18 protein-coding genes and 1 other RNA gene are annotated in these 20672 nt (G+C 23.7%); 4 read left to right on the forward strand and 15 right to left on the reverse strand.

The features are described from left to right. Positions 1 to 23 precede the first annotated feature (23 nt). From T397_RS0102995 to T397_RS0103000, 3 genes are all read right to left on the reverse strand, one after another. Positions 24 to 2495: a hypothetical protein gene (locus T397_RS0102995; RefSeq protein ID WP_027124155.1), complete on the reverse strand. Its 2472-nt coding sequence runs from the start codon at positions 2493 to 2495 to the stop codon at positions 24 to 26. A gap of 139 nt (positions 2496 to 2634) precedes the next feature. Then, positions 2635 to 2729: signal recognition particle sRNA small type (gene ffs / locus T397_RS04325), an RNA gene on the reverse strand. Between the two features lie 27 nt (positions 2730 to 2756). Continuing rightward, entirely contained in the window at positions 2757 to 4448 is a 1692-nt protein-coding gene (locus T397_RS0103000) for a hypothetical protein (RefSeq protein WP_027124156.1), read from the reverse strand. Positions 4449 to 4593: 145 nt separating this feature from the next. Here T397_RS0103000 and T397_RS0103005 point away from each other — a divergent pair, with 145 nt between their 5' ends. After that, complete coding sequence (locus tag T397_RS0103005) at positions 4594 to 5568, forward strand: NAD(P)/FAD-dependent oxidoreductase (RefSeq protein ID WP_027124157.1); 975 nt, start codon at positions 4594 to 4596, stop codon at positions 5566 to 5568. On the opposite strand, the gene T397_RS0103010 is transcribed toward T397_RS0103005, so the two are convergent. Next, complete coding sequence (locus tag T397_RS0103010) at positions 5565 to 5969, reverse strand: HIT family protein (RefSeq protein ID WP_027124158.1); 405 nt, start codon at positions 5967 to 5969, stop codon at positions 5565 to 5567. The two genes, T397_RS0103005 and T397_RS0103010, sit on opposite strands and share 4 nt — an antisense overlap. Positions 5970 to 6024: 55 nt before the next feature. On the opposite strand from T397_RS0103010, the gene T397_RS0103015 reads away from it, so the two are divergent. Next, complete coding sequence (locus tag T397_RS0103015; RefSeq protein WP_027124159.1) at positions 6025 to 6543, forward strand: hypothetical protein; 519 nt, start codon at positions 6025 to 6027, stop codon at positions 6541 to 6543. A 2-nt stretch (positions 6544 to 6545) separates the two neighbouring features. Here the strand turns inward: T397_RS0103015 and gpmI are convergent, their stop codons facing one another. Genes gpmI through deoD form a run of 7 tightly spaced genes read right to left on the reverse strand, consistent with a single transcriptional unit; the run spans position 6546 to position 13586 of the window. Beyond that, the gene (gpmI, locus tag T397_RS0103020) at positions 6546 to 8075 is read right to left on the reverse strand and encodes a 2,3-bisphosphoglycerate-independent phosphoglycerate mutase (protein ID WP_027124160.1); all 1530 of its coding nucleotides are present in this window, start codon (positions 8073 to 8075) and stop codon (positions 6546 to 6548) included. Between the two features lie 5 nt (positions 8076 to 8080). Next, positions 8081 to 8830 carry a triose-phosphate isomerase gene (gene tpiA / locus T397_RS0103025; protein WP_027124161.1) on the reverse strand — a complete coding sequence of 250 codons (750 nt, stop codon included), beginning with the start codon at positions 8828 to 8830 and terminating at the stop codon, positions 8081 to 8083. A gap of 10 nt (positions 8831 to 8840) precedes the next feature. Beyond that, complete coding sequence (locus tag T397_RS0103030) at positions 8841 to 10475, reverse strand: phospho-sugar mutase (RefSeq protein WP_036448923.1); 1635 nt, start codon at positions 10473 to 10475, stop codon at positions 8841 to 8843. 18 nt (positions 10476 to 10493) lie between these two features. Next, a complete protein-coding gene (gene cdd / locus T397_RS0103035) occupies positions 10494 to 10895 on the reverse strand; it encodes a cytidine deaminase (protein ID WP_027124163.1) in 402 nt (133 codons plus the stop codon). A gap of 17 nt (positions 10896 to 10912) precedes the next feature. Beyond that, on the reverse strand, positions 10913 to 12172 hold the full coding sequence (locus T397_RS0103040) for a thymidine phosphorylase (RefSeq protein ID WP_027124164.1): 1260 nt from the start codon (positions 12170 to 12172) through the stop codon (positions 10913 to 10915). Positions 12173 to 12188: 16 nt separating this feature from the next. Continuing rightward, positions 12189 to 12860 (reverse strand): deoxyribose-phosphate aldolase, encoded by a 672-nt coding sequence (gene deoC / locus T397_RS0103045; protein ID WP_027124165.1) that lies wholly within the window; start codon positions 12858 to 12860, stop codon positions 12189 to 12191. Between the two features lie 9 nt (positions 12861 to 12869). Next, positions 12870 to 13586, reverse strand: a complete 717-nt coding sequence (gene deoD / locus T397_RS0103050) for a purine-nucleoside phosphorylase (protein WP_027124166.1) — start codon at positions 13584 to 13586, stop codon at positions 12870 to 12872. Between the two features lie 103 nt (positions 13587 to 13689). On the opposite strand from deoD, the gene T397_RS0103055 reads away from it, so the two are divergent. Beyond that, positions 13690 to 15099, forward strand: coding sequence for an SDR family NAD(P)-dependent oxidoreductase (locus T397_RS0103055; protein WP_027124167.1), 1410 nt, complete (start codon positions 13690 to 13692; stop codon positions 15097 to 15099). Between the two features lie 4 nt (positions 15100 to 15103). On the opposite strand, the gene T397_RS0103060 is transcribed toward T397_RS0103055, so the two are convergent. The 3 genes from T397_RS0103060 to secG are packed head-to-tail and all read right to left on the reverse strand — an operon-like array spanning position 15104 to position 19346. Beyond that, positions 15104 to 16921 (reverse strand): hypothetical protein, encoded by a 1818-nt coding sequence (locus T397_RS0103060; protein WP_027124168.1) that lies wholly within the window; start codon positions 16919 to 16921, stop codon positions 15104 to 15106. 15 nt (positions 16922 to 16936) lie between these two features. Further along, the gene (rnr, locus tag T397_RS0103065) at positions 16937 to 19087 is read right to left on the reverse strand and encodes a ribonuclease R (RefSeq protein ID WP_027124169.1); all 2151 of its coding nucleotides are present in this window, start codon (positions 19085 to 19087) and stop codon (positions 16937 to 16939) included. A 22-nt stretch (positions 19088 to 19109) separates the two neighbouring features. Then, positions 19110 to 19346 (reverse strand): preprotein translocase subunit SecG, encoded by a 237-nt coding sequence (gene secG, locus T397_RS0103070; RefSeq protein ID WP_027124170.1) that lies wholly within the window; start codon positions 19344 to 19346, stop codon positions 19110 to 19112. 97 nt (positions 19347 to 19443) lie between these two features. On the opposite strand from secG, the gene T397_RS0103075 reads away from it, so the two are divergent. Beyond that, positions 19444 to 19746 carry a hypothetical protein gene (locus tag T397_RS0103075; protein ID WP_027124171.1) on the forward strand — a complete coding sequence of 101 codons (303 nt, stop codon included), beginning with the start codon at positions 19444 to 19446 and terminating at the stop codon, positions 19744 to 19746. Here T397_RS0103075 and whiA read toward each other — a convergent pair whose 3' ends face one another. Then, positions 19747 to 20670 (reverse strand): DNA-binding protein WhiA, encoded by a 924-nt coding sequence (gene whiA, locus T397_RS0103080; protein ID WP_027124172.1) that lies wholly within the window; start codon positions 20668 to 20670, stop codon positions 19747 to 19749. Positions 20671 to 20672 lie beyond the last annotated feature (2 nt).

Consider the following 20672-nt stretch of genomic DNA (forward strand, 5'->3'; position numbering starts at 1 on the left):
AAATCGGAATCTCCTTAATGTAATTATTTTTTTAAGCTCGATTTTTTCTTAATTTCTTTTGCAATTGATTTAATAAGTTCAGAAGAAGATAAATTATCTTGACGTTTTTTATTTAGTGCTAATCTTGCTCTTCGCAATTCTGATTTTGGTTTTTCATCATTTTCAGGTTCTTTAAGAATTGAATCTAATTTATTTGATGTAATAGGTGTAGAAAGAACAGATGCTAAATCAGGTCTAGAAAATTGAGATGATAAAATTTCATTTGTAATGTCGATAGGGAAAGTAGTTATCTTGCTAGGAGAATCTATTTTTTTAGTTGGAGTAGTAAATTCAAAACGTTCCATATTTAAATCATCAAATAAGTCAAAATCATACATTTTTGTTGCAAAATTGGCGTTTTGTTTATAATTACGATTCACTAATTCAGGAACTTTATTGCTTGAATGTAAAGTTACATCTTTAATTTCTTCAATTTCAGTTGTATTTTGAATACTAGATGTTACTCCATCATCATTTTCGTTATTAAAATCAATTGCGGGAATTGTTGTATTTAATCCTACAGCATCCTTTGTCAATAATGACATTTCTTGAAGAATTTCTCTTTTAATTTCTTCTTTAATTTTTTCATTTTCGTAAGCTTTACGTTTTTCATCAAAATCAAAATCAGTATTATTAGAACTATTTTTTAATGCTTTTCGCATTACATCAACATCATTAGTTATTTCAATAGTTTTCAATTCTTGTGGTTGTTGTGGATTTTGTAATTGTTGTGAACTATTAATATTTATTTCTTTAGAAAATTCTAATGGAATAGTAGGGATTGGTATAATTTCTTCATTATTATAATCATCACTCTCTATATCATCAATTATTTTTTCAGTATAAGAACGATTTGCATTAATTGCTTCCATTTCTGGATCAATCTCTTCTTCTTCTTTTTCTTCTTGCTTAATTGCAATTGTAATATTCTTTTGAATATCATCTAATTTGTTTGATAATTCATTAAATATTTTTTTATATTCTTCACTAGTTTCATTTGGTTTTTCTAAAATTGGTTCTTGATGAATTTCAATTTTTTTTGTTTGATTACTTTGTTGTTGATTACGCAAATCATCAATAGCATCTTTAATTTCATTCAAAACATCATTTGATAAATTTTCTTTTTGAATGCGAGCATTATTCAATAATCTTTCTTTTTCTTTTTGAGCAGCTTCCAACAGAGCTAAACGTTGTTTTTCAACAAATTCTTTATTTTCTTGAATGCGATCTTCTAATTGATTTTTTAATTGTTTATATTGTTCTTGTTCAAATTTTAATCGTTCACGTTCTAATTCAATTTCATTTTTAGCAGCAGATAATAATTGTTCTCTTTCATTTTCTGCTTCTTCTAAAATTTTTTGACGTTCTGAAATTAATTCTTCTCTAGCTTTTTCAATCATTTTAGTTTGGGCTTCTAAAATTTTATTTTGAGAATCGTTAAATTCATTTTCAATATCTTCATAAATTTTTTGTGTTTTTTGAATTTTTGAAATTTCTTCTTGAATTTGTTCTTGTACCAATTCTTTAACGCGTTCTTCAGAAATAGAATTCTCAATTACATTAGAAGTATTTTCTACATTTTGAAGACTTGTTAAATGATCAGAAAATTTTCGAGAATTATTTGTGTTATCAATAAAAAAGAAATCATCATCCTTTGCTTTAAAATTAATTGCATAAGTTGCACTTTCATTTAAATGATTGATAGTAGGTTCTTTTTCATCATCATCATCATCAGAATCAAAATTATTATCTGATTCAATATGAATTGTTTTTGAAGGATCATTGTTATTATTATTTTCAACAATTTCTTGATTATCAACTATCAAATCTAAATCACGATGCTTTTTTACATCATTCAAGGCAATTTGAATTGACTTATGTAATTCATCTTGATTTGCATGTGCGCTTTCTAAAGATTCTTTGAAAGAATTAAAACGATCATCATCATTAATAATAGGATTATCTTCTTTAACAATCTTAGTTGAAACAAATTCAGTGAATGATTCATTTTTTAAATTGGGCGCATCTAATTCATCTGTTAAGGTTAATAATTTTCTATCTTCATTTTTGCTATTACTTTTTTCTTTTGGAGATGTAAATGATTCTTCGTAAGATTCTATAACATCTTTAACAAAAATATCATCATTAGGCAAATCTAAACCTAAAATTTCATCAGTGATATTATTATTCAATTTGTTTTTATTTTTTTTCTCTACGACTTTATTTTGATATGAAATTACATCATCAAATATTTTATGAGTTTTTTCATCATCTACTGGTATATAAAAAGAATCTAATGTATTCATATTTTTTTCTTCTTTTTCTTCATTTAAGATTGTATTATTGATAATTGAAAAAACGTTAGTACTATTATTTCTTTTTACAGAATAAAATGATTCTAAATCATTAAAAGAATCATCAATTTTTTTGTTTTTAGAAAAATTATTAGTCTTCATAAAATTCCTCATGAAAGATGTTTTATGTCAAAATAAATTAACTTAAAATTTACAAAACACAAAACAAAGTACTTAACGCTTGTAATACCATATAACAAATATATATTTTAATACATTATAAAATAAATAATATGCAATACAAAATAAAAGTCATCACACACAATGGTAGATGCTTAATGCTGCTCTATTTCTAGCCTGACATGGTTCGCAACCATTGTTGTGATGACAATTATATTTTACAATAAATTAAATTAAAAAAAATTATTCAATGTTAATTAATTTATCTATAAACAAGTCATCTTCATCTGAATCATTTTTATCATTTTTGTCTGATTTATTATTACTTTTTTTTGATTTGATTGATGAAGAAGTTTTGATTTTTACATCTTCAAAATAATCATCTTCTTCTTCAAGTTCTTTAATAGATTTAGATAAAATATCCTCATCTTCATCAATGTTCACAAATGAATTTGATAAATTGTTATTTTTATTTTGTTTTTCTTTAAGTTTTAAAGCATCCATTTTAGAATCTATATTTTCAATTTTTTTAGTTATTTCTTTAAACGAATCAATAGCTTTAACATCTGAAATTTTATTTTCATTTATAAGATTCATAAGATTTTTTTGATTTTTAGAAATTTGTGAAATTTCTTCAGTTAATTTTTGATTAGTTATTTCATAATATTCAGAATCGTTATATTTTTTAACTAAAAGTTTATTTAGTTTTTCTAAATCACTATTCTCAGATTGCAATTTTGTTAAAATTTCACTTAATTTTTTATAACGAGTTTTATATGATTCAATTTCGCTTGTTAATAATTCGTTATCTTGAACTACTTTATCATAATTAGATCTAACTTTATCTAATTCATCGTTATTTATTTTCAATAATGTTTCAGCTTCTTTAGTAGTTGCTACCATTTCATCATATTCTTTTTGTTTTTCTTCTAAAATTTGTTCAACCTGGTTGCGACGATTTTCAATTTCATCAATTAAAAATTTTTCTTTTTCTAGCAAAATAGAATTTAATTTATTTGTTTGAGAAATCATTCTTTCTTCAAGTTCACGTTCAACATTTTCTTTAATTATTTCTGGTTGGCGAACTCTAAAATTTTCAATTGCTTGAGAACGTTTATCTAATTCAGTTGTTAAAATTTCAATTTGATTTTCTTGATTTTTAAGTTCATTAATTAATTGATTTATTTTTAATTTTAAATCATATGATTCATTATTTTTATCGTTTAATTCTTCACGCATTTTAATGCTAAAATTTTGAAGATTTAAATATTTTTGTTTAAACATTTCATAAAATTGACTTCATTGATTATATCTTTGATTAAATTCATCACGAATTCGTTCAACTTCTGAATCAATGACATTTTGCATATCATCTTTTTGTTTAGATTGCATTTCACGCAATTCATTTTGATAACGTTTTTCAATATCTTTTTTAAGAACTTCTAATTTATTAATAGTAGTTAAATTAGGATAAATTGAAGATTTACCTGTTTTTAATAAATTATTTTGTTCTAATAGAAAATCAATTTTTTCTTTTTCTAAACGGGCTTTTTCTTTAGCCATTTTAGTTTGTTCAATTTGCATTGCAACTAATTCTTGATTCATCATCAACTTTTCTATTTCGCGTTGCAAAGGAGCGGCAAACTTAAATGTTACTATATGTTTTTTTAACTTATCTAATCAAATTTCGTCTGATATGTTTTTTCGTTTAGCTTTAACAAATGCTCTTCTTGTTCTAGCTATGAAATCAATTATTTCATATTCTTCAGCATTTGGATAACAATCTAAAAATAATTTAATTGATTGATCCAATTTTTCATTATCAAAAATTTCCACATATTTTTTGTCTTGTTCTAAATTTGCCAAATCATCATGATTTTCAAAATTTATATCGTCGTCAAAAATGTCGTATTGTTTAGTATTTTGAAAATCCATAACTTATTATTTAATATCCTTACTACTATTTTTTAAATTGAAACAAACTAAATACTTTTTTATTGTATTAATTTAAACTTAACATAATTATATAATAATCATAAAAATATAGAATTATCAAATACAAATAATAAATGATTATAAAATGAACAATTTTGACATAGTTATTGTTGGCGCAGGTCCAAGTGGCATTTATTCTGCAACTTATGCCGCTTTAAAAGGAATGAATGTTTTAGTTGTAGAATCTAGTGATATTTTAGGTGGGCAACCAAGACAATTATATGGTCATAAAAAAGTTTATGATTTTCCGGGTCATTTAGTTACAACAGGTGAAATAATTGTTGAAAATCTTCTAAATCAACAAAAATCTATAAAAAATCAAATTAAATATTTGTTAAATACAAATGTAATCAAATATAAACATTTAAAAAATAATTTAATTTCTTTAAAGTTATCTAACAAAAAAACTATTAAAACAAAAGCAATAATTATTTCCACAGGAAATGGCACATTAGTTCCAAATTTAATAAATCCTGAACTAATAAAAGAAAAAGTTAATCAAAAAAATATTCATTATTATGTGGAACATTTTGATAACTATAAAAATTTAAATCTTGTTGTTTTAGGCGGTGGTGATAGTGCTGTTGAATGAGCTAGTCAACTAGCTGAAAGTCAAAAACCTAAAAATGTATCAATAATACATAGAAAACCTATGTATCGTGCAAATGCTAAATATGTTAATGAATTAAAAATTAACAAAGTTAATGAATATTTAGATTTTGAGATTGAATCAATTGATAAAAAATTTATTTATATTAAATCAAATACAAATAAAAAAATTAGCAAAATTAATTATGACAAAATTATTGTTCAATATGGATTGAAACAAATCAAACCAAAAGTAGATCCATTTATAAAAATTAATCGTTTAGGAATCAAATACTTGGTTGACAAAAACCAACAAACAAATGAACCTAATATTTATGCAATTGGTGCATCCACTTACTATAAAGGGAGACCAAACTTAATGATTGTTGGGATTAGCGAAGGTGTTATAGCTATTAAACATATTTATGACAAAATTAATCCATACAACCAAGATTATATTACAAAAGATTAATTAATATCTTTGTATATTTCATCAATAGGTTGTAAATTTATTTTATTTGTTTTAAAACCAAATCCTTCTCCAGCTGCATATTTTGGTATAACATGCACATGAAAGTGAAATACTTCTTGTCCCGCAATATTACCTTCATTTGATAAATAATTAATACCTCAAGGATCTAACTTGGAATTTTTTAATTTTTTACTAACAGATTTCACTAAATTAAAAACTCCATTTAAAAATATTTCATTTGTACTAGACAAATCTTTAAAATGTTGTTTCGGAATTACTATCGTGTGTCCATTAGCTGTTGGATTTACATCTAAAAAAGCAATAGCAAATTCATTTTCATCTAAAATTTTTGCTTCTATTTCTTTATTTATAATTTTGCAAAAAACACAATTTTCTAACATAATTTATATCCTTCAAATATAATTTAATTTTAAATTAATAATATAGAATAAAAACATGAACAACTCGTTACGTGAAGGTAGTAATTATTATGGTAATAACTCTACCAACAACAAAAAAAGAGATATAACTCAATTCAAATATCCAAAAGGTTATTTTCCTATGTTTTCAATAATAATTGTTGAAATCATAATTTTAATAATAGTTTTAATTGGAATAAATCAAAAATGATATCAATTAACAATCAATTGATATGATGCTCTTTTAGCAATTTTTGTCATAGGATTTAGTCTTAATTGTTTGTGATTAATTGCTAGACAAAATTTTGGAACTGGATCAAAATTTGCAATAAAGCAAATTAAAGACAAAATAACATTCAAAAGCAAACGAAAACATAAAAATTTAGTTAATTACAATTTTGCTTCAAATAATGTTGTTTCAATTGAAGATTATCAAAAATTCATTAATGAACGTTCAAAACAAAGTAAGAAAATTTTTTGAATATCTTTTTCTTTTCAAGGATTTGGATTATTAATATCAATTATTATTGAATTATGTTTTGTTTTTATCAAATAAATTTATTTTTTAATTTTCAAAATAGATTTTGCAGTCATTTCTTTAGGAATTTTAATATTTAAATAACTCAAAATTGTTGGAGCAACATTTGATAAAGAATTATTTTTATTATTTAAGAATTGAACTTTTTTATCTGTGCAAGCAAAAGGAACTAAATTAGCTGTATGTTTTGTTACAGGTTGTTTTTTATTATCTAACATAGTTTCTGCATTTCCATGATCTGCTGTAAAAAATAAAGTTACATTTTTTTCTTCACAAATTTTAATTAATTTTCCTATTTGTAGATCTAAATTTTCTAAAGCTTTAATAGTAGCTTCATATTTTCCTGTGTGACCAACCATGTCAGGATTTGCATAATTTAAAACTATTAAATCGTGTTTGCCAATTTCACTAATTAATTTATCTGTAATTTCTTTACATGACATTTCTGGCGCAAGATCATATGTTGCAACTTTTTTATTTGAAGGAATTAAAATTTTAGTTTCTAATGGATAATCTATTTCTTTACCGCCGTCAAAGAAAAAAGTAACGTGTGCATATTTTTCAGTTTCAGCAATTCTTAATTGTTTCTTTTTATTTTTAGCTAAAACTTCACCCAAAGTATTTTTGTAATCTATTTGGGGAAAGGCAATTGCTGAAGGCACAATTCCTTCATATTGCATCATTGTAACCAAAAATAAATTTTTACGTTTTATTTTTGCTTTGACATCATAATATTTTGAACCAAATAAATAATGTGAAAGTTGTCGAGCACGATCTGGTCTAAAATTTGCAAAAAATATAGAATCATTATTTTGAACTGTAATATTTTTAATTGGTTCTTGAGCATTAATAGCTGGTTCTATAAATTCATCATTAATTTTTTTAGAATATTGCTCTTTAATGTAAGTTAAAGGTTCATTAAATGTATTAGCTTTTCCTAAAACTATTGCATCATATGCTTTATCAATTCGATCTCATCGTTTATCACGATCCATAGCATAATATCGACCAGAAATTGTTCCAATCTTTACATTTAATTTTTTTAATAAAGGTAAAGTTTTTTTCAATTCTTTGTATATTGTTTGTGGTGGAACATCTCGACCATCTGCAAAAATATGTAACACAGTTTTAAGTTTATTTTTATTGGCAACTTCTAAAATTGCCAAAATATGATTTAATAAACTATGAACACCACCAGAAGAATACAAACCCATTACATGAAAAGTTGATTTGTTTTTCTTTGCATGATTAATAGCACTTGTTAATGCTTTATTTTTATTGAATGTTTTATTAGCAATTGATTTATTGATTAAAGATAAACCAGTATAAATAACTCTACCAGCACCTATGTGTAAATGACCTACTTCTGAATTACCTATTTGATTTTTTGGCAATCCAACAGCCTCTCCTGAGGCTTTAATGTTAATGCAAGGATATTTTGTTTGTAATTTATCTAAATTTGGAGTTTTTGCGTTTAATACTGCATTTCCTACTTTATTTTTAGAAATTCCATATCCATCTAAAATCATTAATAATACTTGATTGTTCATAACATCTATTTACCTAATAGTTTTAAATAATCTTTTGCCAACAATGAAGCGCCACCCACTAATGCTCCATCAATGTCTGGTTGTTTCATTAATGACTCAATATTGTCAGGTTTAACAGAACCACCATATAGAATTTTAACTTTTTTAGCTATATTAGAATTTGCAATTTTTTCAATTTCTTGTCTAATTTTCTTAATTGTGTTTTGAGCAATATCTACCGTAGCTGTTTTGCCTGTCCCGATTGCTCAAATTGGTTCATATGCAACAATTAAATTACTTAATAATTCTATAGGAACATTCAATAAAGCTTTTTTTAATTGAGTTGCACAAACTTGATATGTTTTTTTGTTATTAAATTCTTCTATATTTTCCCCAATACATAATATTGGAATCATTTTATTTTCAAGTAAATTTTTAACTTTTTTATTTACTATATCGTCTGTTTCATTATAGTACATTCTTCGTTCTGAATGTCCAACAATTACATACTTAATTTTAATATCTTTTAATTGTGATCAACTTATAGTGCCAGTGAATGCTCCTGAAGAAATATAATTAGCATCTTGTGCAGCAATAATCATTTGTTTTGGTGCTAATGATTTTGCTAATTCTAAATGAATTGCTACAGGAGCTACCCCAAATGTGCAACAAATATTTTTGTTTTTAAGTGAAGCATTTAAAATTTTAAAAAATTCTTTAACTTCTTTTTGAGTTTTATTTGTTTTCCAATTACCAATAATAATTCTTTTTTTCATACAATAACTCTTATAAATTTAATAATGTTTTAATTTGATCATTTATTGTTTTAGCTTCTTGACTAAGTGCATTTAAGTTTTCGCCATATAAATTATAATAAACTTTAAATTTAGGTTCTGTTCCAGACATTCTAAAACGTAGTCAAGAATCTCCATCTAATATTCAATCATAACAACCACCAACTTCATTATATTTTATAGAAGTAATAGTTCTATTTCCTATTGTTTTTTCACTATATTTTAAAATTTTATCTAAACGATTTTTTACTAATTCTTTTCAATTATTTTCCACAAAAGTAAATGAAATAGTGTCATTATGAATAATTCCATATTTTCCATAAATATTTTTTTCTAAATGATCAATAATATTAATGTTGTTTTTTAAACATTCATTGTATATTTCTAATGCCAATGCAGCTGCTTGATATGCATCTTTGTCTCTGTTTATTGTTGAATTTAAAGCGCCAACAGCTTCTTCAAATCCAACAACAAATTCTTCTGAATCTTTGATTTTATTAATTTTATCTCCAACTCATTTAAAACCAGTTCCAACTCGATAAACTTCTCCATGATATTCTTTGATAATACGATCAATTAAATTTGTTGATACGTATGAAGAAACAATATATGGTTTTTTGGTAAATGTTTTGTTTTTAAGTATGTAATCTGTGTAAATAATGCCCATTTGATTTCCACTTAAAAAACGTCAAGAATTTTTATAGCGAACACCAAGGGCAAATCTATCAGCATCAGGATCAACTTGAATAATCACATTTGCATTGTTTTTATCTGCATACTCTATTGACAAATCTCACGCTGCACGATTTTCTGGATTTGGTGTTGGAGTATTAGAAAAATTCCCATCAAAAATACATTGTTCTTCAACTAAAATTATGTTTTTATAACCTAGTAGTTTAAGAAATTCAGGTAATCTTTTACATGCAGTACCATGTTGACCACTAAAAACTATTGAAAATTCTTTAGATTCATTGATATTAGTTTTAATTAATGCTTGTTTACAATCTTCATAATATTGTCTAAAAATATCTTCATTTAAATATGTAATTAATGAATCATCATTAGTCACTTTTAAATCTATCATTTCAATTACATTAGGCATTAATTCAACAACTTTTAAACCATCATCAGGCAAAACTTGAGCACCTGTTTCATTATAGATTTTAAAGCCATTATCTTCTTTAGGATTATGACTAGCAGTAACAATAACTGCTCCTTGTGCATTTAATTTTCTTATAGCATACGAAACAATTGGCGTAGAAGTAAGTTGATTATTTTCAAACAAATAAACTCTAATTCCTAGCGAAGTTAAGATATTAGTTACATCAATAGAAAAATCAATACCATTATTACGATTATCATGAGCAACAATCACGCTAATATTCTGATTAGAAAATTTATTTTTTAAAAATTTTCCATATCCTGTTGCCATTTGATAGTATGTAATTTTATTTAAAAATTGAGTGCCAGGAGCCATTTTAGCTCTTATACCAGCTGTGCCAAACGATAACGGCGCATTAGAGAAAGCTAATTCTAACTCTTCATTTTTCATTTTAGAAATAATATCTTTATCTGTTTGTGGAACATTATCACTAGATAATCATTTTTTAACAATTTCATTATTCATAATATGTGTGTGTCCTTTTTATTTTAATGCATCTTTATTAAAAGCAAACGGTAATAATTGCTCGAGAGTATAAAAAGATTTTTCACCTTGAAGATTATAAGTAATTATAGGTGTTTCGGGTTTTGCAAATTCACTTAAAACTTGACGACAAACCCCACAAGGAGTTCCAATATCTTTAACAATCGTGTCAGTCAAAATATATACTTTAAAAATTTGTTTAAAACCCGATGTAATCATAGATGAAACAGCACTACGCTCGGCACATATAGTTGGTGAATATGCAGAATTTTCTATATTAACTCCAGCGAATCATCCTCCATCAGTTAATAATAAACAACTAACTCTAAAATTCGAATATGGAACATATGCGTTACTTATTAATTCATTAAGTTTTTGAAAATAAATATCTTTTTCTTTCATTATCGTTACCTTATAAATTAAGAAATTTTTATTATTTTTTTAGCTTTATCAATTAGATCTTGCTTTATTGGTTTAGAAGAATATAATGTTAATATTTTATCTTTTATTTTAATTTTTTCATTTGATTTAGCATGTAAATAAATTCCGGCTTGAAAATCTATTTTATCTTCTTTTTTTCTTCTACCAGAACCCAAATCAACTCCTATTTCAGCTAATTCTATGATACTTTTGTATGAAATTTTTCCTGATTTCCATGCTGCTATATTAGTTCAATATTTAGGTTTGAAAAAAGTATCATTTTTAATTTTTGCAATATTTCCATTTTGCAATTCAATTCAGTTACAAAAATTATTAAATGCTATTTTGTTTTCTAAAACATAATTTATTTTTTCTTTAGCTTCTTTTTTTGTTTTGCATTTTTTAGTTTTCAAAAGAATTAAAGTTACTAAATCAAACATTAATTTTTTAAAATCTGTTCCAACATCAGAATTATTTTTTAAAAAATCTATGGCCTCTTTTACTTCAATTGCATTACCCACAGTATTCCCTAATACTTCATTCATATCACTTAAAACAAAATAAACTTTTCGTTTAAATTTTTTAGCTAAATTTTTCATGATATTACTTAATTTTTTTGCTGTTTCTATATCATGACAAAATGCTCCTTGACCATATTTAATATCAATAAAAATGTAATCCGACTCTAAAGCAAATTTTTTAGATAAAATTGATGCTGCTATTAAAGGCAAAGAATCAACTGTTCCTGTTACATCACGTAACGCATATAATAATTTATCAGCAGGAACAATATCATTTGTTTGTCCCACAATAAACATGTTTGCTATATTTAATATTTTTTTAGAATTTTTTAAATCAATATCAGTATTTACATTAATAGATTCTAACTTATCTATAGTCCCGCCAGTAAAACCTAATCCTCGGCCAGATAATTTTGCAACACCTAAATCAAAAGAAACTAATATTGGCGCTAAAGCAATACTTACTTTATCGCCTATGCCACCTGTAGAATGTTTGTCTATTAAAATTTTTTTATACTCGGGATGAAATTTATAAATTTTTCCCGAATCAATCATTGCTTTTGTTAAAAAATATAATTCATTATCATCTAATCCGTTAAATCATATAGCCATTAACAATGCACTAATTTGATAATCTGGAATTGATTTGTTTACTAATCCTGAAATACAAAAATTAATTTGATCTTGAGACAATTTTTTTTTATTTTTTTTTAATTCAATAATTTCTATAATATTCATAAATTTTGTTTTAAATTTAATTTTTATTTAATGTTTCTTTTATTATTTCTACACTTTTTGAAGAACCAATTCTTTCGGCACCAGCTTTTATTAATTCCTCAACAAACGTTAATGTTTTTATTCCACCAGATGCTTTAATTTTTAATTTGCTATTATTTTTTTCAATAACGTTTTTCATTATTTCAATATCTTTGATTGAAGCGCCTCGAGAAGAAAAACCTGTTGATGTTTTTATAAAATCCGCTCCTCCATCAATAACAACTAAAGTTGCTTTTTCAATTTCATTCTCACTTAATAATGCTGTTTCAACAATAACTTTTAATATTTTTTTCTTGCATACTTTTTTTATTTTTCTAATTTCGTTAACTACACAGGCGCAATTTTCTTTAAATTCAGATATATTTAAAACCATATCTATTTCATCCGCGCCTTCCTTGATAGCTATTTTGGTTTCATATACTTTTTGTTTTGTAGATGTTTGTCCTAATGGAAAACCAACTACTGTGCAAATTTTGACACTTGAATTATGTAATTGTTCTTTTACATAAGGTACATATGATGGATTAACACAAACTGAAAAAAAATTAAACTTTACTGCTTCATCACAAAGTTGTTTAATTTCTTCTACAGAAGCATCAGCACGCAATAATGTGTGATCAAATAAGCTATTGTAATTCATAATTGTTAACACCTTAATTTATTTTTGTAATTCACAAGCCATTTCTAAAGCAAGTTTAACCATAGTGTTAAATGTTGTTTGTCTTTCTAAAGAAGATAAAGATTCTTTTGTGATTAAAGAATCACTAACAGTTAGTAATGTTAAAGCTTTTTTCTTTTCTTTAATAGCATTTGCATATAAACCAAATGCTTCCATTTCTACAGCTACAGCTTTATGTTTTTTATAAATTGTTTCAGGTTTATATTTATCTTGATAGAAAGCATCTTCAGATACAATTGTTTCAATTGAAGCATTTATATTATTTGCATTGGCAATTTTTTTTGCTAATTTAACTAATTGTGGACTAGCCGATAATATTTTGTTGTTCGCTTTAACACCTATCATTTTAGGATAAGTAGATTCACTATATGCTTTATCTGCTATTATTACATCACCAATTTTTAATCGTTTAGTAACAATACCACATGAACCAATTCTAATAATTGAATTAACTTTATAAAAATGCATTAATTCATATGAATATATTCCAATTGATGGAATACCCATACCACTAGCCATAACAGTAACTTTTTTGTTTTTATATGTTCCAGTATATCCTAAAACATTTCTAACTGTATTGATACAAACAAAATCTTCTAAAAAATTTTCAGCAATTCATTTAGCACGCAATGGATCGCCGGGCATTAAAACTACTTTCGCAATATCATTAATTTTTGATTCTATATGAGGTGTCATAAACAAATGTCCTTACAAAATAAAATATTTATTTAAAATTAAACCAATTTAAATTATAAGATTTTTTACAATATTAAATGTGATAAATTTATAAAGGACAAATATGAATCCAAAAATCCTTATAGCAATAGAAGATTTATTATTAGAAAAAGAAATTAAATCTATTTTTGCTAAAAATGAATTTGAATATAAAAATTTAGCAAATGAAAATGATATAGATTGAAGTGAATTTAAAAATAATTTAAGAACTAATGATAAAAATCAAATTATCCTTTATTTAAAAAAACCTAAAATTAAATATAATTCAAACATAGATCTTTTAAATGAAGAAAATTTAGATATTATTTTCAAATGAATTGAAAAATTTAACAAAGTACATCAAAACATTTTGCAATTGAATCAAAATAAAGAAATTAAGATTCTTTATATTACAAATTCATCAGAAAATAACGATCCTATAGAAATTATAATCAACAATTATATTTGAAAATATTATGAAGGTTTGTTCATTGAATCAAAAATTTATGGAATTGAACTAGGTATGATTTTCAAAAATTCAAACCATTCTTTTTGAAATTATGCTAGTAATATAATTAATTTTTTTCAAAATAAGAATAAAGCATTATTTACAAATATTACAAAACAAGAATTAAATAATGAAATTGTTACAAGATCAAAAGTTCAACATAATAAAGTTATAAATTGAAATAACGATAGTAAAAAAGTTGCAATAGTTACAGGCGCTTCAGGTGGAATAGGATTGGAAATTGGTAAATATCTGATAAACAAAAATTGAAAAGTTTATTCATTATCAAGAAACTTTGGAATTCATCATGGAATTATTTATATAACTTGTGATTTAAAAAACTCGAATGATATTGAAAAAACCGTTAATGAAATACTTAAAAAAGAAAAGAAAATTCATTTACTAGTCAATAATAGTGGATATGGAATAGGTTCTTCTCTTGAAAATTTAGAAAATAACGAATTTGAACAAATGTATAAATTAAATGTAATAGGCGCTCTAAATTTAATTCGCACTTTACAACCTATACTGTCTCAAAGTGAAGGAACTATCATTAATATTGGTTCAATGGCTGGAATTTTTACTATTCCTTTTCAATCAGCATATTCATTAACTAAGGCAATGATTGATACATATTCTGAAATTATTATGAGAGATTTAAATTCTAAAAATATTTATATTTCAACATTAATGCCTGGTGACACAAAATCTAATTTCAGCAAAAATAGAGTAATTTCTTCAAAAGACAAAAATACTAGATATGAAGAACGAATAAATAAATCTATTAAAAAAATGGAATATGATGAATCTAAAGGACATAACCCTAAATTAATAGCAAAAACTATGTATAAATATTTGCACAAACATAAAATTCCAATTCGATTTACTGTGGGCAAATATAAATTAGTATTTTTCTTATCTAAAAAAATTTGTCATGTTACAACAGAAAAAATAATTAACAAATTATATGGTGTAAATAAAAAATAAAAAGTTATTTTGGATATATAATTTCAATATGATTTTCTATTGATTGATAAAATAATTTATTTATTAAAGGTTTATTATTATTTAATTTATTAGCAATATAATAATCAAAATTTATTTTTTTTAAAAAAATATTTTTATTTTTCACATTAGTAGATAAAGCAAATTTAATACCTTGAGATTTCAAAAAATTAATATTGTGAATAGCGGAAGTATTTAGTGTTGCATCTTTTGAAAAATCATTTATAAAAATATTAATAATTAAATTATTTGTTATTAGATTATGTTGATTTATTTTTGATAAAAAACTCTTTGAATTAAATTCATCATTTTTGAATAAATTTAAAGAATAATCAATTATTAAATAATTTTTTTTATTCTTATGTAAATTTTCATTTGTAAATGCATTAATACTTTTCATTGCAAAAAATCTAATTAAAGCATCGTTAATATTAGAATCTTGTAAACTTGCTAAAATATTATTTTTATTTAATAAAAGTTTTGATAGTCAACAAAAATTAGAAGAATAAAATTTTATATTTGATTCTTTTAAACTTATGAATTCATCTCAATAAGAATTAATTTCATTTAAAGGAATTTTTTGTGAAAGGTTTTTGTATATGTTTGCATCAGATTCAAATAATTTAAATTCTACTGGATCAAAAACTTGAACAATATTTGATTTTTTTAGTAAATCATATTGCTTAATTAAAATTTCAGATAATGAAATCATTTTATTAAAGTCAGTAGAATGGATTCCATAAATAATCCCGGCTGTTTTTATTTCAATTGAGTATTCATCATTTTTATATTTAATTTTTTTAGGCACACTTTTAAACATTAACTCGTATGAATAAAATAAATCATTAGTGCTTCTTCTTTTTAAATTGTTTCCACTATATATTTGATTTAAATTAATTCTCTTACTTTCTTCCTTTGATAAAGGAATAAACACACCATAATAATTAGAAGGACTTAAAAATCAATTGGGTTTATCATTTTTTAATAATAAATTAATTTTTGATTTAATCATTTTTGCAATTAATTCATTAATTTTTTTGTTTTTTTCTTTATAACTAGCAATACTAAACAAAATCATAATTCCATATTGGATTTTATTATTTGTTATTTTTTTTCATAGAAAATCATTAGTGTAACTAGATAAAACAAAATCATTTTTATCAAATTGAATTGCTTGTGAAAGTTGTTTAGTTTTACCTATATAATTTATTAATGGAATTGAAAATAAATAATAAATTAACAAATAAATTAAATTTATTCAGGGTAGCACATATGCTAAATTAATAATTTCATTTGGAATAAAAGTTACTGCAAAAATTAAACTAAAAGCAATTATAGGAATGCTAATTAAAATAAAATATAAAAATTTTTTTTTATTTATTATGTGTAAAAAAGTAACAATCAAACATAAAAATAAATAAAAAATAAATGAATAAATTACTAATAATAAATTGTTTTGATTCTGATAATTAAATAATATCGAAAATGAAAAATATGAAATTGTTGAACCAATAAAAGCAAACGGAGTTATATAAAAAATAGATAAAACAATTAATGGTATATCACCAACAACTATATAATAATTATTCAAACTAATTTTTATCAAATTAAGAAATAATGAAATTAAACCTACTATAAAACCAAAAACAAAATAAACAAAATAATAACCTATTTTTGTATTTATTATATTTCTAATTATTGGGATTTTATCTATTCTTAAAGAAACATACAAAAAAAACAAAAAGAAAATTAATCCAATAAACAAGTTAACAATACAACTTATTAAAAAACCTGTATCTAGCATGTACTTTTAACAAAATTAAACTAATGAAAAATGAATTTGACGAGCATGCAAATCAATTTGAACAACTTTTACTTTTACCTTATCACCAATTGTAAATTTTCTGCCTTTTTCGCGGCCAATTAGTGCTGAATCATTTTCATTATATGTATAGAAATCATCAGTCATGTTAATTACACGAACTAATCCGTTAATTGTATTTTCTAATTCAACAAACATTCCATAATTTGTTACAAAAGAAACAAAGCCTTCATATACTTCGCCAATTTTTTTAGACATGTATAAACAAAACATATGACTATTAATTGTTCTTTCACAAGTAACAGCACGAGTTTCATTCAAGTTAATCAAATCACAAATTTCTCTCAATTTGTTTTTTAATGCTTGGCGTTGTGGTTCTGTATAATTTTCTCTATCATACAAAAACATTCATAATAAACGATGGACAATCAAATCAGCATATCTTCTAATAGGGGAAGTAAAATGAGTGTAATGTTGGCTTCCTAAACCAAAATGATAAGTATTATCAGTACTATAGAAAGCCTTAGCCATCATTCTTAATAATAAAATATTAACAATTGGTAAATTTGGATTATTTTTATTGTTGTTTAATCAACCCGAAATTGTATTTGATTTAATATCTAAAAAATTTTCAGATATTTTAAATTCCAAATGTTTTGCTTCTTGAGCAAAAATTTTCAATTTTCTTTGACTAGGTTTCGGATGAACACGATAAATAAATGGGATTTTGTTTTTGTTTGCTATTTGAGTAATTGATTCATTTGCACAAACCATAAAATCTTCAATCATCATTTGAGCTTCGCCATGTTGTTTTGTTAAAACATCTATTGGATCATACATTTCATCAACTACAATAATTGGTTCTGGCATTTCAAATTCAATAAATCCGCGTTCACGTTTCTCTTTTCTTAAAATTTGTGCCAATTCTTTAGCATCTTTTAACATCAATTTAATTGAATTTGAATCATTTTTTAAATCATTTTTATTATCAAAAAAATCATTAACTTCATCATAACTAAATCGTCGCTTACTGTTAATAATCGCAGGATATGTTAAATTATCAACAACTTGACCTTGTGGATTAATTTCAACTTCACTTATTAATGCCATTTTGTTTTCATTAGGATTCAACGAACACAAATCATTTGATAATTTTTCTGGCAACATAGGAATTACTTGATTAATAAAATAAACTGATGTGGAACGCGAAAAAGCATCTTTATCTAATTCAGAATTGAATTCAACATAATGTGAAACATCTGCAATAGCAACAATTAATTTAAAATTTTTATTTTCTAGTTTTTTAACATATATTGCATCATCTAAATCTTTTGATGTGGCAGGATCGATTGTAATAATATCCAAATCAGTTAAATCTTTACGAATTTTGTTTCGAGGATGATTTATATCCAAAGATAAATTTTCAGATTCAACAATTGCATTTGGACTAAAATCATATTCAATGTTTAAATCGTACACAATAGATTTGATATCAATACCTAAATCTTTTTCACCACCAATTTTTTTAACAAGTGTAGCAGTTGCTTTATTAGTTTCTGAAGATATTTCTTTTAATTCGAATAAAATTTTGTCATTTTCTTTAAGTTCTTTATATTCTTTATCTAGAGTAACTGTCAAATACATTTTAGAATCATCTGGATAAACAAAATATTTATTTCCATCAAATGTATATTTACCTACATATCTTTTTTTATTTCTTGAAATGACTTCTATAACAGCAGCATCTTTTAAATCACGTAATTCATTTTTATCTAGTGGAGCAAATTTTACTCTATCGCCATTTAGCGCTCCTTTTAAATTTAATGAATGAACAAAATATGTTGCTCTTTCGTCATTATCCAAACGAATAAATCCACAATTTTTAGATCCAATTGATATTGTTCCTTCTTGAGCTTGATCAAAAAGTATTGGGGCATTTTCATAGCCCAAAACTAATTTATTATTTTTGCTTAATTGTCTTAACAAACCAGAAGCAATTAATTTATCAATTGTTTGATAAATTTTTTGCTTACCTTTTGTTCCATAATTTTCTTCTAATAATCTAACCATAATTCCTGGAGGAACTGGACGACCATTTTCTTTTTTAATTATTTCTAATATTTGTTGTTCTATTGGTTCTAAATTCATAATTAATTAAATTCCTAATAATTTATTGTTGCTGAGTAAAATGAAAAACCAAGCCTAGAATTAAAAACAAAATCATTATTACAAACATTACTATTTGTAAAACTTTAATCAAACCTCGATCTTTTGTTTTTTTAAAAATTTCTAAATCTTGTCCCGAAAGTGACGCAAGACCACCAGTACTTCCTGAATTTGATAACAATAAACCTATAATTAATGAAATTATAGACATAATGAACATTATTATTTGGATTGCATTCATAAAATACACTTTAATCATTTTTTATGCTTTGTATGATTTTATTATAATATCTAATTATTTAATCAATTTTTATATCATTTAAGATTTGTTAATTATTATGAACAGATGAATTGAAATATTATTAATTCCTAGAAATGCATTTAAATTTAAAAAAATGAAAAATATTGAAAAATATCAAAAAAATTGAAAATATCAAATTATTGATTTTTATTGAAAAAACAATGTCAAAAATTTAAGTTTAATGTTTAGTATTACCTTAAACCCTTTTTCTATGAAAGAGTTAACAGAAACAAAATTAAATAAAAAAAAGAAAATTTTAATTAATGGATATTGAAAAGATTTAAAATATGAATATCATTTTTTAAAAAGTAAAGGATTTGATGTGTATTTACTTAAATAATTAATTTATAGATTTATACAATTCTTTAATTTTATTAGTTAAATGCCAAACATTGCTTTTTGAAACATTTTTTTTTAATTTTTCTGACATTTTAATTGCTATTTCATTTAAAGAAATTTCTTTATATTTTAATCTCATTTCACAATACATTTTTATATTTTCAGGTAAATTTTGATATTTATTAGCCAATTTTATTTTTTTAATCATATTGATAATTTCACTAGATGATTTTGAAATTTTTTGTAAATTAGAAACATCAAAATTATTAAGACGTCTCATGTTGTTAAAAAAATCACGTTCAATTCTAGTATCTTCAAATTTAAATAAAGATTCAGTTAAACCAATAAATTTCAAAATATCAGCGATCGTTTCAGATTTTTTTATATAAATAATATATTTGTTTCGTCTTTTATATATATTGTTTTTTTTACTTATTTTAAATTCAAGAAACAAAGCAGCGATGTCTTTTAAATAATTTTTATCAAAAGATTGAATTTCCAAATGATAATTAGATTTTTGGGGTGAATTAATACTTCCGCCACTTAAAAATGCACCCATTAAAAATGCTTTAGCTAGCGAAGAATTATTTTCAAAATTTGTTTTTTCATTTAATCCTAAATCAGAAATAATTTGTTGAAAATTTCCAATAAAAATTATTTGATATTCTCTTCTAGAATTGTTATTTTTTAATTCACTTATATGAATTTTTCAACTTTTTAAATCATAAAGTTTTTTAGTAATTGTGATAACAAATCTTGCTATAAATGAAAAATGTGTTTTAAGAATTCAAACTTCTTGCCCATTCAAATTTTTTGTTATTAAATTATTAATAAAAAAAGATTTTAAAAAAAATTTTGATTCTTTATTATTTAAATTTAAATGACATATTTCATTTTTAACAAGTTCACTATATGTAATAGGCATAA

Source organism: Mycoplasmoides pirum ATCC 25960, from assembly GCF_000685905.1.
GTDB lineage: Bacteria > Bacillota_I > Bacilli_A > Mycoplasmatales > Mycoplasmoidaceae > Mycoplasmoides > Mycoplasmoides pirum.